Below are 12,779 nucleotides of genomic sequence, written 5' to 3' on the forward strand. Positions count from 1 at the left end.
TCCGGTCAGGCGCCTCCCGTCAGGTGAGCGGGATCTCGACCTCGTCCTCAAGCGGCGGCTCCATCTCCTGCGGCAGGCAGCCGGTCGCGGCGAAGCAGCGGATCCGCAGACTGGCCGGGGTCACCGACACGTGCAGGAAGCTTTTGAAGAACGGCGGGGTGTCCCAGTCGGACAGCTCCGACAGGTAGCGGTGGAAGGTCTTGCCGACGGGCAGCCGCAACGGCATGGGCCAGCCGCCCAGGATCCGCGCCGCCCAGCGCATCCTGCGCGTGATGGGGACCGGCCCGATGTCCCTCGGCGGGGTGTTGCCGATCTGCCGCGACATCAGCGCCACCCCCTCCTCCGGGGTGAGGTAGAGCCAGCGCATGCGCAGCCGTTCGCTGTAGAGCTTGCTGTAGAACGACAGCGAGTCTCCGCGCAGCGGGTAGCACCGGTAGTCGTCCTCGTTCACCCCGCCGACGGTGATCCTGGGGGTGGTGTGGGTGGCGTGCATGAAGGCCCCGGAACCGCCCGCCACGATGTACTGGATCGTCCGGTCGCCGACCCTGACCGGGAAGCGCTGGTAGTTGTGCACGTCACCGCCGATGGCCGCGACGTAGTTGTTGGCCGGGTCGGTGACGACGTCGTCGATCGTCCCGCCGCCCTCGATCCCGGACGGCTTGTAGTCGTTGCGGACGTAGATCGGCTTGCCGGTGATCAGGATCTTGGGCCGTGGGTCCCGGGAGACCTCGCGCAGCCAGCGTCCCTGCTCCCGGTCCAGGCCGCCGTGGATGCCGGTGTCGACGCCGACGATCAGCAGGCTCGGCGTCTCCATCGCCCAGTACGGCCCCGGCTGCGCGGGCTGGGCCGTACCCTGCTCGGGGCGGGCCCTGAGTTTGCGCGCGCCGGTCAGGCGGACCTCGTCGATCGCCTCCGGCTCACGCCACAGCGTGCCGCGCAGCCCCGAGCGCGACATCCTGAACCCGCGCCGCTCCTGTTCGAGCGCGGGCGCGTCGCAGAAGACCCGCATGAAGCCGCCGAGCCCGTCGTACCAGTCGTGGTTGCCGGGGACCGCGTAGATCGGCGCCCGATAGTCCTGGTAGGGGCGGAAGAACTTGTCCTCGTACTCGTCGCCCGCGCCCGCCGGATAGATCACGTCGCTGGCGATGACCGCGAAGGCCGTGTCCGCCCCGATCTTGAGCATGCCGGGGACGACGGCGTACTGCGACAGGTCGCCCTCCCCGGTGTCCCCGAGGAGGAGGAAGGAGAACTCGGGCCCGACGTCCATCGGGACGCGGAGGGAGGGGTCAACCCCCCGTTCGAGCTGCGCGGCGACCCAGCGCGCCCTGGCCTGTCCCGAGGGATCGCCGAACAGGCCCGCGAGCACCTGGTTCCTCGACTTCCACAGCACGCGCGGGCTGAGCCAGCTGAAGGTCTTCCTGTCGGGCACCAGGGCCCTGAAGGTGCCCATCTGGGCGCAGGACCAGCCCGCGCCCTCCTCTGAGACCCGCGAGGAGACCTCACGCCCGCGCCTGGCGGCCCGCCCGACATCGACCATGGTCATATCTTGGCGTTGATCTTACGGAGACGCATCCGTTTCGTGGTGAAACCGCCCATCGCGACGGCCCGGCTCTTTACGTTGTAGATCAAGAACTGGGGATCAGCGCCCCGGGGTTGAGAACCCCCTCCGGGTCGAGCCGTTCCTTGATCCCGCGCAGGATCTCCCCGCCCAGCTCGCCGATCTCCACCGCGTAGGCCTCCCGATGGTCGCGTCCCACCCCGTGGTGGTGCGAGATCGTCCCGCCCTCCGCCACGATCACCTCGCTCACCACGCGTTTGGCCCGTTCCCACTGCGCCACCGGGTCCTCCTCCTGCGCCGTGACGACCGTGAAGTAGAGCGAGGCCCCGGTGGCGTACACGTGGGAGATGTGGCACATCACCAGCGGCGCGCCGAGTGAGGCGGTCAGCGCCGCGCGCACCGCCTCGTAGAGCCGGGGCAGAACGGCCCAGAAGCCCGCCGTCTCCAGCGTCTCCACGGTCGCCCCCTCCGCCAGCAACGCGTCCCGCAGGTACGGCGCCGCGTAGCGGCCGCGCGCCCACGCCTGTCCCGGCTCGGTTCCCAGACAGGTTCCGCCGAGTTCGGACAGCACCGCGGCGGCCCGCTCCCGCGTGTCGGCGACCTCCAGGGGCCCGCCCTCGTAGCCCGCGACGACCAGGCAGCCCGCCCCGGCCACCGGTTCGCCGATCTCCTCCGGCCTGGCCAGCCCGATCATCGTCTCGGTCTCGTCGGAGAGCCTGAGCACGGCCGGCAGCGGCCCGTCCTGGGCCAGCCGCCGCAGCGCCGCGGCGCCCTCGGAGAAGGAGGCGAAGCGCCATCCCTCGTAGTGGCGCTCCGCGGGCGAACGCCGTACCCGGAGCCGGAGCGAGGTGATCACGCCGAAGGCGCCCTCCGAGCCGAGGATCACCTGGCGCAGGTCGGGACCCGCCGCCGACCTGGGCGCGCGGCCGAGGTCGAGGGTGCCGCGCGGGGTCGCGACCGTCATGCCGACCACCATGTCGCCGAACCCGCCGTAGCCCGCCGAGGCCTGACCGCTCGACCTCGCCGCGGCGAAGCCGCCGAGTGTGGCGTACTCGAACGACTGGGGGAAGTGCCCGAGGGTGAGCCCGCGCTCGCCCAGGAGCCGTTCGGCCTCGGCCCCCCGCAGCCCCGGCCCCAGCTCGGCGACCATCGACTCGGTGTCGAGGGAGACGAGCCGGTCGAGCCTGCCCACGTCCAGCGCGACGACCCCGGCGAAGCCGTGCCCGTCAGCGCTCAGGCCGCCGACGACCGAGGTGCCCCCGCCGAACGGGACGACCGCGACCCGGTGGCCGGAGCACACCCGCAGCACCCGGAGCACCTCGTCGTGGGAGCCGGGCAGCACCACGGCGTCCGGTGCCCGTGAGGCGTCCCCGGCGCGCAGGCGGATCAGGTCGGGGGTCGACTTACCCCGGGTGTGCCGGATCCGGCTCTCGTCGTCGGAGCGGACGTGCCCGGCGCCGACGACCGCGCGCAGCTCGTCGAGGACGGACGGCGCGAGCACGACCTCGGGCGGCCTCACCTCTTCGAGCCCGACGGCGGGGGTGCTCGGCGCGCGCACCCCCAGCAGGTCGCGCAGCAGCGACCGTACGGCCTCGGGCAGCTCGACGGCCCCGGCGGGGTCGCCCCATCCGGACCAGAGCATGGGCTCGGCTGTTTTCTTGGGAGTGTCCACCTCTACACTGTGACATATGGCGTCCATTCGTCACAATGACCCCGTAGAGGGCGGAACACCCGCCGACCCGGTGCTCGACGCGGCCAGGGAGGTGGTGCTCGCGGTCGGTGTCAGGCGGACCACGCTCACCGACGTGGCCCGCAGGGCCGGGCTGTCCCGCATGACGATCTACCGGCGCTGGCCCGACGTGCACGCCCTGGTCGCCGACCTGATGACCCGCGAGTGGCTGCGCGTCGCAGGCCGCTTCGCCACCGAGGACCCGGTGACCGCCGCGGTCGCGACCGTCGGCGCGCTGCGCGGCCACCCGCTCTGGCGCAAGATCGTCGAGGTGGACCCCGAACTGCTCCTGCCGTACCTGCTGTGGCGCAGGGGCGCCAGCCACGAGGTGATGCTGTCGCTGGTCGGCTCGGCCGTCGCCAGGGGCCAGGAGCGGGGCACCGTACGGCCCGGCGACCCGGCGCGGCTGGCCGGGACGGTCGTGCTCACCGCCCAGTCGTTCCTGCTGTCCGGCCCCGTACTGCTGGCCCCGCTCACCGGGGACGCCCTCGACGCCGAGCTGACCGAACTCCTGGAAAGGTACCTGCGGCCGTGAACTCCTCCCTCAACGCGGCGCGGCGGGCCCGCGAGCTGGCCGGACTCCCCGGCCTCGTGGTCGACGTGCTGGTCGTCGGACTCGGCGTCACCGGGACGGGCGCCGCGCTCGACGCGGCCTCGCGGGGTCTGTCCGTCGCGGCGATCGACGCGGGGGACCTGGCCTCCGGCACCTCACGGTGGAGTTCGAAGATGGTCCACGGCGGCCTGCGCTACCTGGCCAGAGGACAGGTCGGGGTGGCGCGGGAGAGCGCCGTCGAACGCGGCGTCCTGCTCACCCGCACCGCCCCCCATCTGGTACGGGCCCAGCCGTACCTGCTGCCGCTCACCCCGTCCGTCTCCCGGGGCCGGGCGGCGACGGTGATGACCGGCTACCGGCTCGGAGACGGGCTGCGGATCGCCGCGCGCACGCCCAGGCGCCTGCTGCCCGGCCCCTCAAGGGTTTCCGCGGGGACGGCGCTGCGCCTGGTGCCCGGCCTGGAGTCCCGGGGCCTGCGCGGCGCGCTGCTGTCCTGGGACGGGCGGCTGACCGACGACGCCAGACTCGTCGTCGCGCTGGCCAGGACGGCCGCCGCGCACGGCGCCAGGATCCTGACCCGGTGCCGGGCGCTCGAACTGACGGGGGACGGGGCGCTGGTCCGCGACGAGCTGACCGGGCAGGTCCTGACGGTCCGGGCCAGGGCGGTCGTCAACGCGACCGGCGTCTGGGCGGGCACACTGGTCCCCGAGGTCCGGATGCGGCCCTCACGCGGCAGCCATCTGGTGCTGCGCCCCGAGACCCTGCCGGGCCTGTCCGCCGGGCTGCACGTGCCGATCCCGGGCGAGGCCAACCGGTTCGTCCTGGTGCTCCCCCAGGCCGACGGCAGGGTTCACGTGGGGCTCACCGACGAGCCGGTCGAAGGCCCGGTGCCGGACGTGCCCTCGGTCCCGGAGGAGGACGTGACGTTCCTGCTCGGCGTGCTCAACTCGGTGCTCGGAACGGCGGTCGGCAGGCGGGAGGTGGCCGGGGCCTACGCCGGGCTGCGCCCGCTGCTCGACGCCGAGGGACGCACCGCGGACCTGTCGAGGAGGCACGCGCTCTCGGTCTCCCGCGACGGGGTCGTGACGGTCGCCGGGGGCAAGCTGACCACCTACCGGCGGATGGCGCAGGACGCGGTCGACCTGGTGGTACGGCTGCGCGACCTGCCGGCGGGCGGCAGCCGTACGGCCCGCCTGCCCCTGGTCGGCGCGACCGGGGGAAGCGGGACACCCGGACGTCTGGCCGAGCGTTACGGGAGTGAGGCGGCGGCGGTACAGGCACTGACACGGGAGGACCCGGCACTGGCCGAACCGCTGCCGACCGGGGTGACCCGGGCCGAGCTGGTCTGGGCCGTCAGGCACGAAGGCGCCCTCGACGTCGACGACCTGCTCGACCGCCGCACCCGTATCGGGCTGGTCGCCGAGGACAGGGCCGTGGCCCTGCCCGCGGCGCGGGCGGCGCTCGACCGCTGAACGGCGGCGCCGTATGACGACTTCCGTGCGCCCATGCGGGGGTCACCTGGGATCACGGAAAGGGGCACAGAAAAGATCACGGAAGAACAGGGAAGAGACTGGGGGAGGTTCAGGGCACCGGGCCCCTCCCGGCGGACCTGGAGCGGTGGCCCACCACCACCCCATGACCGCCGGCTCGGGACGGCGGACGACCGCCCGCCGGTGTGAGCCCGTTGACAGCGCCCATTGAAGCAGGGGTGTGGGCGCCCGCACGGGGGAACGGCTTTATTCGGCGGTTCCATTGACAGCGGGACACCGCAGGATTTAGTGAACGTCCGATTCACCCAGGGATCGCCCCGCTCCTCCTCCGTCACGTTCGCAACACCCTTAGGTTAGTCTTACCTAAGTATGCATTGGGAAGACGTCACCGGGGGGAGCGTTCCGGATATGACACTCAGGGGTTGCGCGCATCCCGAGGGCTGCCATACCGGCGACCTGCCCGTTCTGGCGAGCGCCACCGTCGGGGCCCGCTTCTGGCTACTGGTCGAGCACCCCGGCCCCTGGGCCTCCCACCTGGAGGAATGCCGCCTGCCCTCCGGAGTGCGCGCCCTCGTCGACAGGGCCGTCGCCGCCGGTGTCCGGCCCCAGCTCATCCGCCGTCCCGGACGCCGCAGACCCGTGACAGGCGGCATCCACGTCATGGTCGCCGACTCGACCGCCGCCGAGCCCTGGCTCGCCGAGGGCGTCGTCGCAGGTCCAGACGATCTTGACATGGACGCCTTGATGGCCGGAGTGGTCCCGGAGTCCTGCATACTTGTGAGTGAGCCGGTTTTTCTGGTCTGCACGCATGCCAAACGCAACGCGTGCTGCGCCCGCATTGGACTTCCCCTAGCTCGTTCCCTGGCGAAGGTTTTGCCGGACAGAGTATGGGAAACATCACATGTTGGCGGCGATCGCTACGCCGCCAACCTTGTGTGCTTGCCACACGGCCTCTACTACGGCAGCATGTCTCAGGCTGCTGCGATCGCGGCAGCCGATGCGTACCGGTCCGGCGAGATCACTCTCGACCGTTTCCGGGGACGTTCAGGCATCCCTGAGCCACTGCAGGCCGCCGAGCATTTCGTCCGCGCCCACACGGGCGAGCTCTCGGTTGGCGGAGTGGCCGTGGAGTCCTCCAGGTCGGACGGCGCCACCACCGAGGCATTTGTGCGCGGTAGTGGCGTTCGTTTTCGGGTAGTGGTTGAACCCATGACGTTGACGACGCCATGTGGTACGGCTTGCGCCGAGGAGATCACTACCTATCGGCTGGTCGCGCTGGACAGGCTCACCCCTGTGCGGTACGCCACGCCCGCCCTGACCTGACCTGGGGAACATCACGGCCTATCCAGGCGTTGGACCCAAGGACGCCGGAAACGTCCAATGCGGCATCAACCCGAAATACCTCTCACTAAAAGGTGGTTTTCTCATGTCTCAGGTACGTCGGCAGACCGCCCGGCCCCGGCCCAGCTGGGGCTGGCAGGATGACGCCGCGTGCCGGGGTGAGGACCTCGTGCTCTTCTTCGGTCCTGACGGGGAGCGTCAGCCTGAGCGTGACATCCGCGAGCGGAAGGCCAAGGCGATCTGCGCCCAGTGCCCGGTCCGCGCGGAGTGCCTGGACTACGCGCTGTCCCGTCCGGAGAAGTACGGCACCTGGGGCGGTCTGAACGAGGACGAGCGCGCCTCCGAGCGTCGCCGTCGCATGCGCCGCGCCGCCAGCGCCGGCATCAGCGCCGTCGCCTGAGCAAGTACCTCCACCCGGCTTCCCCCTGACGTGTGATCTCGCTGCTTCCCCTGCGAGATCACACGTTGTCGTGTAAGGGATGGATGCGTGCGGGCGGTCAGTTCCGCGGTGGGATCTTCGGTGTGTCCCGGTGCCCGCGCGAGGGCAGCGGTTTGACGTGGGACGCCGAGCATTCGGGGCAACTCTGGTCGACCCACGGCGGAGTGGTGACGATCCCCCTCCTGCGCCACACCACCGGACGCCCGTCGTCGGCGTGGCAGGTCTCGTAGAGGTCTCCCCAGACGTGCTGGCAGCGCAGGCACTGGAAGTCCCAGGCCTCGGCGACAGTGTCGATCTCTCGCATGTGCTCTCTTCTCGCATGGATTCCGTACCGGCCTGTGGGCAGGACGTCGGCCTATATGCGAGACACACCGATCATGATCAGCCTGCCGGCTCCGGTGGGCAGGGCGGCGGGAAGGTCCTCCCTGTTCCCGCTCCGCTCCGGCCCCCGTCCCTGCGGCGCCCGCGCGTCCCCGGCGGGGCGCGGTGCGGGCAGGTGCGATTCACGTCCCCGCCCGGCGTCGTGCGCCAGGGGTGAGACGGGCGTCTCGTCGACCGGGTGCGGAGCCTCCTCCACCCGTTCGACGCACTGGCGTTCGGCCACCAGGCCCACCAGTCCACCCGGCTGCCAGCCGAGACAGAGCCCGAGGCAGACGGCGAGCAGGACCCACGGCACCGTCCAGCGGCGCCGCGAGGGCGCTCCCGAACACGAACCGGCGATCACACCTACAAGGTTTGCCTACTCTGGGTCAACGAAACACGACCCACGGTGACCGGCATGGCGCCCGGAGGAACGCGACCCTCCCCCGGTCCGCTGAAACACACGGCGCCGTGCCGGACCCGGGGCGGAATCTCCCGCCCCGGGTCTTTCCCGTTCTCCACGGCCTGTGGCGGCCCGGGGCATCAGGGACGGCTGCGCCCCGGCTTACGCATCTCCTTGTGGATGGTCTTCCACCGGTTCTGCATCTCCTTGCGAAGGCGCGCGTCGGTCCGCGACGCCATCCACAGGGCCTCGCGCTGGAGCTTGTTCCAGCTCTCCAGCCGCCGCTCGGGAAGCGTGCCGTCCTCGATGGCGGCGATCACCGCGCAGCCCGGCTCGCTGTCGTGCCCGCAGTCGGCGAAGCGGCACCGCTCGGCCAGTTCCTCGATGTCGGAGAAGACCATGTCGACGCCCTCCCCCATGTCGTACAGGCCTATACGGCGGATACCGGGGGTGTCGATGATGAGCCCGCCGTCGCGCAACGGGATGAGCTCGCGGTGGACCGTGGTGTGACGGCCCCTGCCGTCGGCGGCCCTGACCTGCTGGGTCTCCATGACCTCCGCCCCGGCCAGCGCGTTGACCAGGGTGGATTTGCCCGCGCCCGAGGCACCGAGCACGACGGCGGTGCGCGTCCCGCCCAGGTGCCCGCGCACGATGTCCACCCCTTCTCCGGTGATGGAGGAGATCGCGTGCGCCTCGACGCCGGGCGCCGCCGCGGCGACCTCCTCCATCAGGAAGGCCAGGCTCGCCCCCGCGAGGTCGGACTTGGTGACGAGCACGACGGGCTGGGCACCACTCTCCCAGGCCAGGGCGAGCAGCCGCTCGATCCGGCCGAGGTCGGCGGTGTCCGTGGCGTGCAGGGCGGGTTCGGCGACGAAGACGACGTCGACGTTGGCCGCGAGCACCTGCCCCCTGGAGTCGCCCGACAGGCCGCCGCGCGAGAGCCTGGCGACACCGCCGCGCACGAACGCCGTACGGCGGGGCAGCAGTGCCTCAAGCTCGTAACGGCCCTCGGCGAGTTTCCTGAGCCCGGCCCAGTCCCCGACACAGGGCAGGGCGACGGGGTCGGCCGCTGCGGCCCGCCGTACGGCGGCGCCGTAGTGAGCCTGGAAGTGGCCTTCGGCGCACAGGATCTCGGCGGCTCCCCGGTCGACGCGCGCGACCCTGGCGGGAATCAGCCCGTCGGGCAGCGAGGTGGCGTGGGAGTCGTCCCAGCCGAGCGAGGACAGGTCGGAGGAGACGGGAAAACGTGAAGCTGACAACGTGGGTACACCCTTTTCGAGGAAGGTCGGGTGCCCGGTGAAGGAAGTCGGCTAGACGGGCACCCGGAGGACGGCTGAAGGCATGCCAAGGAAGAAGACCCGCATGTCCTCACCTCCTCATCTCTCGGCCACCGCTCGCGGCGGTGGCGTCGCCCACGGGCGCGACAACGCCCACCCGCAGAACATTAGCGCGATCTCCCCCATCACGCGCAAACCTTTTTCCCGGCGAGCCGGGGAAGCAGGGTCGTACGGCGTGCGAAAGCCCCGGAACCACGGGCTCCGGGGCTTTCTCTCGTGCGGGTTACAGGCCGGGAGCCGGGAAGTGGCTCGTCAGCTCACGGACCTCGCCGTGCACCCGGGTGATGACGTGCTTTGCCTCGTCCTCGTCCTTGGCCAGGGCGCTGACCACCTGGTCGATCCAGGCGCCGATCTGCCGCATCTCGGTGACGCCCATGCCTCGGCTGGTCACGCCCGCGGTGCCGATGCGGATGCCGGACGGGTCGAAGGGCTTGCGCGTGTCGAAGGGCACGGTGTTGTAGTTGGTCTCAAGCCCGGCCTTGTCCAGGGCCTGCGCGGCGGGCTTGCCACCGATGCCCTTGGGGGTCAGGTCGAACAGGATGAGGTGGTTGTCCGTGCCGCCGGACACCAGGTCGAAGCCGCGGCTCTTGAGCTCCTCGGCCAGCGCCTGGGCGTTCAGGACGACCTGACGCGCGTAGTCCTTGAAGTCGTCGGTCGCCGCCTCCTTCAGCGCGACCGCGATGGCCGCGGTGGTGTGGTTGTGCGGACCGCCCTGCAGGCCGGGGAAGACGGCCTTGTTGAGCGCGGTGGCGTGCTCGTCGGAGCTTGCCATGAGCATCGCGCCACGGGGACCGCGCAGGGTCTTGTGGGTCGTGGTCGAGATGACGTCGGCGTGGCCGACCGGCGACGGGTGGGCGCCACCGGCGACCAGGCCCGCGATGTGGGCGATGTCGGCGGCCAGCACGGCGCCGACCTCACGGGCGATCTCCGCGAAGGCGGGGAAGTCGATGGTGCGCGGGATGGCGGTGCCGCCGCAGAAGATCAGCTTGGGGCGCTCGCGGAGGGCGATCTCACGGACCTCGTCCATGTCCACGCGGCCGGTGTCCTTGCGGACGCCGTAGCGGACCGGGTTGAACCACTTGCCGGTCGCCGAGACCGACCAGCCGTGGGTCAGGTGGCCGCCGAACGGCAGGCCCATGCCCATGACGGTGTCGCCGGGCTGCAGGAAGGCCAGGTAGATGGCGAGGTTGGCGGGCGAGCCCGAGTAGGGCTGGACGTTGGCGTGCTCCACACCGAACAGGGACTTGGCGCGGTCGACGGCGAGGGTCTCGATCTGGTCGATGACCTGCTGGCCCTCGTAGTAGCGCTTGCCCGCGTACCCCTCGGAGTACTTGTTGGTGAGGACGGTGCCGGTGGCCTCAAGGACCGCCTTGGAGACGTAGTTCTCCGAGGCGATCAGCTTCACCGTGTCGGCCTGGCGGCGCTCCTCGGCCTTGATGAGCTCGGCGATCTGCGGATCGACGTCGGATAGAGAACCCATGGCGCCTTCACTCCCCTGTCATCGTTGACAACCTGCGAAGACCCAGGCGTACGGCCTCCGCTTTTCGCTCCCCGGTGGTCGCTCCCACCCAATGCGCCAGTCGCGCTTTAGACGATAGCGGACCCTTCGTGCTCACCCCGCACGCGCTGCGCGGCCCGCGCCGTCGACCGGCCAGAGCCTGTCGACCTCCGCGTTGAGCGTCGCGCCGATGAGCACGGCCAGGGCGGTGATGTACAGCCACAGCAGGACCGCGATGGGGGCGGCGAGGGAGCCGTAGATGGAGACGGGGGAGAACCAGGCGGCCAGCACCGCGCGCAGCACGGCGGCGCAGGCGATCCAGATGATCAGCGCGAGCACGGCCCCCGGTGTCTCCCGCCACCAGCGGGTGCGCACCGGGACGCTCACGTGGTACAGGAGGGTGAGGAAGAACACCGAGCCCGCGACGACGACCGGCCAGTACAGACCGGTGACCAGGCCCGCGTAGTCGGGGGGCAGCGCGCTGCGCAGCGCGACCGGGCCGAGGACGAGGACCGGCATGACCAGCAGCCCGATCAGCAGGCCCGCCAGGTAGAGCCCGAAGGACATCAGGCGGGTGCGGATGATGCCGCGTTCCTCCCCGAGGCCGTACGCCAGGGAGATCAGGTCCACGTAGACGAACAGCGCCCGGGAGCCCGACCACAGGGCCAGCAGGAAACCCAGGGAGATGAGGGAGACCTGGTTCTCCGGTTTCAGCACGTCGTCGATGAGCGGGGAGACGACCTTGTCGACGGCGTTGTCGGTGAACAGCAGATGCGCCTGCGTCTCGATCCAGTCGCTGACGTCCTTGACCGTCTCGGGGCCGAAGACACGGGTGAACCGGCCGAGCACGCCGATCAGGCCGAGCATGAACGGCGGCAGCGACAGCAGGGCGAAGAAGGCGGCCTCCCCCGCCAGCCCGGTGACACGGTAGGCGACGCCCGCGCCGGTGGTCGCCCGCGCCAGGGCCCAGGCGTCCGTTCCCCGCACCCAGGACAGGCCCGCGCGCAGCCGTGCCCTGGCCGCGCCCGGCTCACGCCTGCGTGGCCCTCGCCTGCGCGCCGGCGCGTCGGTGGAGGTCATGGCACACCACGGTATGCGCAGCGCCCCTGTGATCACGAGCTCACGCGGCAAACGATCGAGTCTCGGGTCGGTCGCGTCGTCACCTGCGGTAAAACGCCTCCGCGTCGTCCACGTCGACGATCCGGGCGCCCAGCGGCAGCAGGGAGACGGGGATCAGCTTGATGTTCGCGACGGCCAGCGGAATGCCGACGATCGACAGGAACAGCGGGATCGAGGTGAGCACATGGCCGATGGCCAGCCAGATCCCGGCGACGACGCACCAGATGACGTTCCCGACGGTCGACAGGCAACCCGCCTCGGGGTCGCGCACCACGGTCCGCCCGAAGGGCCACAACGCGTAGGCGGCGATCCTGAAGGAGGCGATGCCGAACGGGATCGTGATGATCAGGACACAGCAGATGACGCCCGCGACGACATAACCGAGGGCCAGCCAGATCCCCGCGAACACCAGCCAGATGACGTTCAACAACGTGCGCATGTTCCGATCATCTCAATGAGCGGACAGACAACTCCATCGGGCACAGCCCTGGCGAAACCCTGGAAAGCCCCTGATCCGGACGGAGTGCCGCTCCACGGGGTACGCCCCACGCCGCCGCACAATGGAGGGGTGATCTGCGCGAGCTGCAAGGAACGCAGGCACGGCGAGTGCAGGGGTGGCTCGTGGTGCGACTGCCAGCACCAGCCGGAGACCCGCCGGGACCGGGAGGAGGAACCTCCCGCGGAGCCCGCGACGAACTGGCTGAGACAGGGGTGATCTCCGGCCGTTCCCGCCCGGTGGACCCGGCCGCGCCAGGGCTGGGCGGACGGCGCCAGGGAAGGATGCGGAAAGTCCAGATTCCGGACCCCGCATTGGACATCTCGGGCCGCCAAGGTATCGTCATGGACATGCCAGCGGACCCATTGCTCGTCGTGCGACGCCACGTCGACCTGCTTCGTGTCCGCAGCGCCATCTGTCGTGACGTCCGTTGACCGTCGCCCTCCGCTGATTTCA

General features: G+C 70.9%; 13 protein-coding genes and 1 riboswitch. Of the genes, 5 read left to right on the forward strand and 8 right to left on the reverse strand.

Annotated features, from left to right (window positions below):
- Positions 1-19: 19 nt before the first annotated feature.
- Positions 20-1,537, reverse strand: coding sequence for a metallophosphoesterase (locus tag ABZ470_RS14115; protein ID WP_352011337.1), 1,518 nt, complete (start codon positions 1,535-1,537; stop codon positions 20-22).
- Between the two features lie 88 nt (positions 1,538-1,625).
- Entirely contained in the window at positions 1,626-3,200 is a 1,575-nt protein-coding gene (locus tag ABZ470_RS14120) for an FAD-binding oxidoreductase (RefSeq protein WP_362911698.1), read from the reverse strand.
- Between the two features lie 46 nt (positions 3,201-3,246).
- Between ABZ470_RS14120 and ABZ470_RS14125 the strand changes: the two genes are divergently transcribed.
- The 4 genes from ABZ470_RS14125 to ABZ470_RS14140 all read left to right on the forward strand — a co-directional run bounded on the left by ABZ470_RS14125 (position 3,247) and on the right by ABZ470_RS14140 (position 7,071).
- Positions 3,247-3,822: a TetR/AcrR family transcriptional regulator gene (locus tag ABZ470_RS14125; protein WP_352011336.1), complete on the forward strand. Its 576-nt coding sequence runs from the start codon at positions 3,247-3,249 to the stop codon at positions 3,820-3,822.
- On the forward strand, positions 3,819-5,312 hold the full coding sequence (locus ABZ470_RS14130) for a glycerol-3-phosphate dehydrogenase/oxidase (RefSeq protein WP_362911586.1): 1,494 nt from the start codon (positions 3,819-3,821) through the stop codon (positions 5,310-5,312). Before ABZ470_RS14125 ends, ABZ470_RS14130 begins: the two co-directional genes overlap by 4 nt.
- Before the next feature lie 426 nt (positions 5,313-5,738).
- Entirely contained in the window at positions 5,739-6,653 is a 915-nt protein-coding gene (locus ABZ470_RS14135) for a sucrase ferredoxin (protein ID WP_362775555.1), read from the forward strand.
- Positions 6,654-6,756: 103 nt separating this feature from the next.
- The gene (locus ABZ470_RS14140; protein WP_012893126.1) at positions 6,757-7,071 is read left to right on the forward strand and encodes a WhiB family transcriptional regulator; all 315 of its coding nucleotides are present in this window, start codon (positions 6,757-6,759) and stop codon (positions 7,069-7,071) included.
- A gap of 97 nt (positions 7,072-7,168) precedes the next feature.
- Here the strand turns inward: ABZ470_RS14140 and ABZ470_RS14145 are convergent, their stop codons facing one another.
- The 6 genes from ABZ470_RS14145 to ABZ470_RS14170 all read right to left on the reverse strand — a co-directional run bounded on the left by ABZ470_RS14145 (position 7,169) and on the right by ABZ470_RS14170 (position 12,266).
- Positions 7,169-7,414, reverse strand: coding sequence for a hypothetical protein (locus ABZ470_RS14145; protein ID WP_352011333.1), 246 nt, complete (start codon positions 7,412-7,414; stop codon positions 7,169-7,171).
- A 51-nt stretch (positions 7,415-7,465) separates the two neighbouring features.
- Positions 7,466-7,834, reverse strand: coding sequence for a hypothetical protein (locus ABZ470_RS14150; RefSeq protein ID WP_352011332.1), 369 nt, complete (start codon positions 7,832-7,834; stop codon positions 7,466-7,468).
- Positions 7,835-8,013: 179 nt separating this feature from the next.
- Positions 8,014-9,132 carry a ribosome small subunit-dependent GTPase A gene (rsgA, locus tag ABZ470_RS14155; protein WP_362911587.1) on the reverse strand — a complete coding sequence of 373 codons (1,119 nt, stop codon included), beginning with the start codon at positions 9,130-9,132 and terminating at the stop codon, positions 8,014-8,016.
- 301 nt (positions 9,133-9,433) lie between these two features.
- Positions 9,434-10,690 carry a serine hydroxymethyltransferase gene (glyA, locus tag ABZ470_RS14160; protein WP_352011330.1) on the reverse strand — a complete coding sequence of 419 codons (1,257 nt, stop codon included), beginning with the start codon at positions 10,688-10,690 and terminating at the stop codon, positions 9,434-9,436.
- Positions 10,691-10,723: 33 nt separating this feature from the next.
- Positions 10,724-10,804, reverse strand: a riboswitch (ZMP/ZTP riboswitch).
- An 18-nt stretch (positions 10,805-10,822) separates the two neighbouring features.
- Positions 10,823-11,788, reverse strand: a complete 966-nt coding sequence (locus ABZ470_RS14165; protein ID WP_352011329.1) for a YihY/virulence factor BrkB family protein — start codon at positions 11,786-11,788, stop codon at positions 10,823-10,825.
- 79 nt (positions 11,789-11,867) lie between these two features.
- Positions 11,868-12,266 carry a YccF domain-containing protein gene (locus ABZ470_RS14170; protein ID WP_352011328.1) on the reverse strand — a complete coding sequence of 133 codons (399 nt, stop codon included), beginning with the start codon at positions 12,264-12,266 and terminating at the stop codon, positions 11,868-11,870.
- Positions 12,267-12,395: 129 nt separating this feature from the next.
- On the opposite strand from ABZ470_RS14170, the gene ABZ470_RS14175 reads away from it, so the two are divergent.
- Entirely contained in the window at positions 12,396-12,542 is a 147-nt protein-coding gene (locus tag ABZ470_RS14175; protein WP_352011327.1) for a hypothetical protein, read from the forward strand.
- Positions 12,543-12,779 lie beyond the last annotated feature (237 nt).

Source organism: Streptosporangium sp. NPDC020072 (genome assembly GCF_040631445.1).
Classification (GTDB): domain Bacteria; phylum Actinomycetota; class Actinomycetes; order Streptosporangiales; family Streptosporangiaceae; genus Streptosporangium.

Bases quoted from the DNA above. Each gene is read 5' to 3' on its own strand.
- ABZ470_RS14115 (WP_352011337.1), bottom strand. From the start codon at position 1,537: ATGGTCGATGTCGGGCGGGCCGCCAGGCGCGGGCGTGAGGTCTCCTCG.
- ABZ470_RS14120 (WP_362911698.1), bottom strand. From the start codon at position 3,200: ATGCTCTGGTCCGGATGGGGCGACCCCGCCGGGGCCGTCGAGCTGCCC.
- ABZ470_RS14125 (WP_352011336.1), top strand. From the start codon at position 3,247: ATGGCGTCCATTCGTCACAATGACCCCGTAGAGGGCGGAACACCCGCC.
- ABZ470_RS14135 (WP_362775555.1), top strand. From the start codon at position 5,739: ATGACACTCAGGGGTTGCGCGCATCCCGAGGGCTGCCATACCGGCGAC.
- ABZ470_RS14140 (WP_012893126.1), top strand. From the start codon at position 6,757: ATGTCTCAGGTACGTCGGCAGACCGCCCGGCCCCGGCCCAGCTGGGGC.
- ABZ470_RS14145 (WP_352011333.1), bottom strand. From the start codon at position 7,414: ATGCGAGAGATCGACACTGTCGCCGAGGCCTGGGACTTCCAGTGCCTG.
- glyA (WP_352011330.1), bottom strand. From the start codon at position 10,690: ATGGGTTCTCTATCCGACGTCGATCCGCAGATCGCCGAGCTCATCAAG.
- ABZ470_RS14165 (WP_352011329.1), bottom strand. From the start codon at position 11,788: ATGACCTCCACCGACGCGCCGGCGCGCAGGCGAGGGCCACGCAGGCGT.
- ABZ470_RS14170 (WP_352011328.1), bottom strand. From the start codon at position 12,266: ATGCGCACGTTGTTGAACGTCATCTGGCTGGTGTTCGCGGGGATCTGG.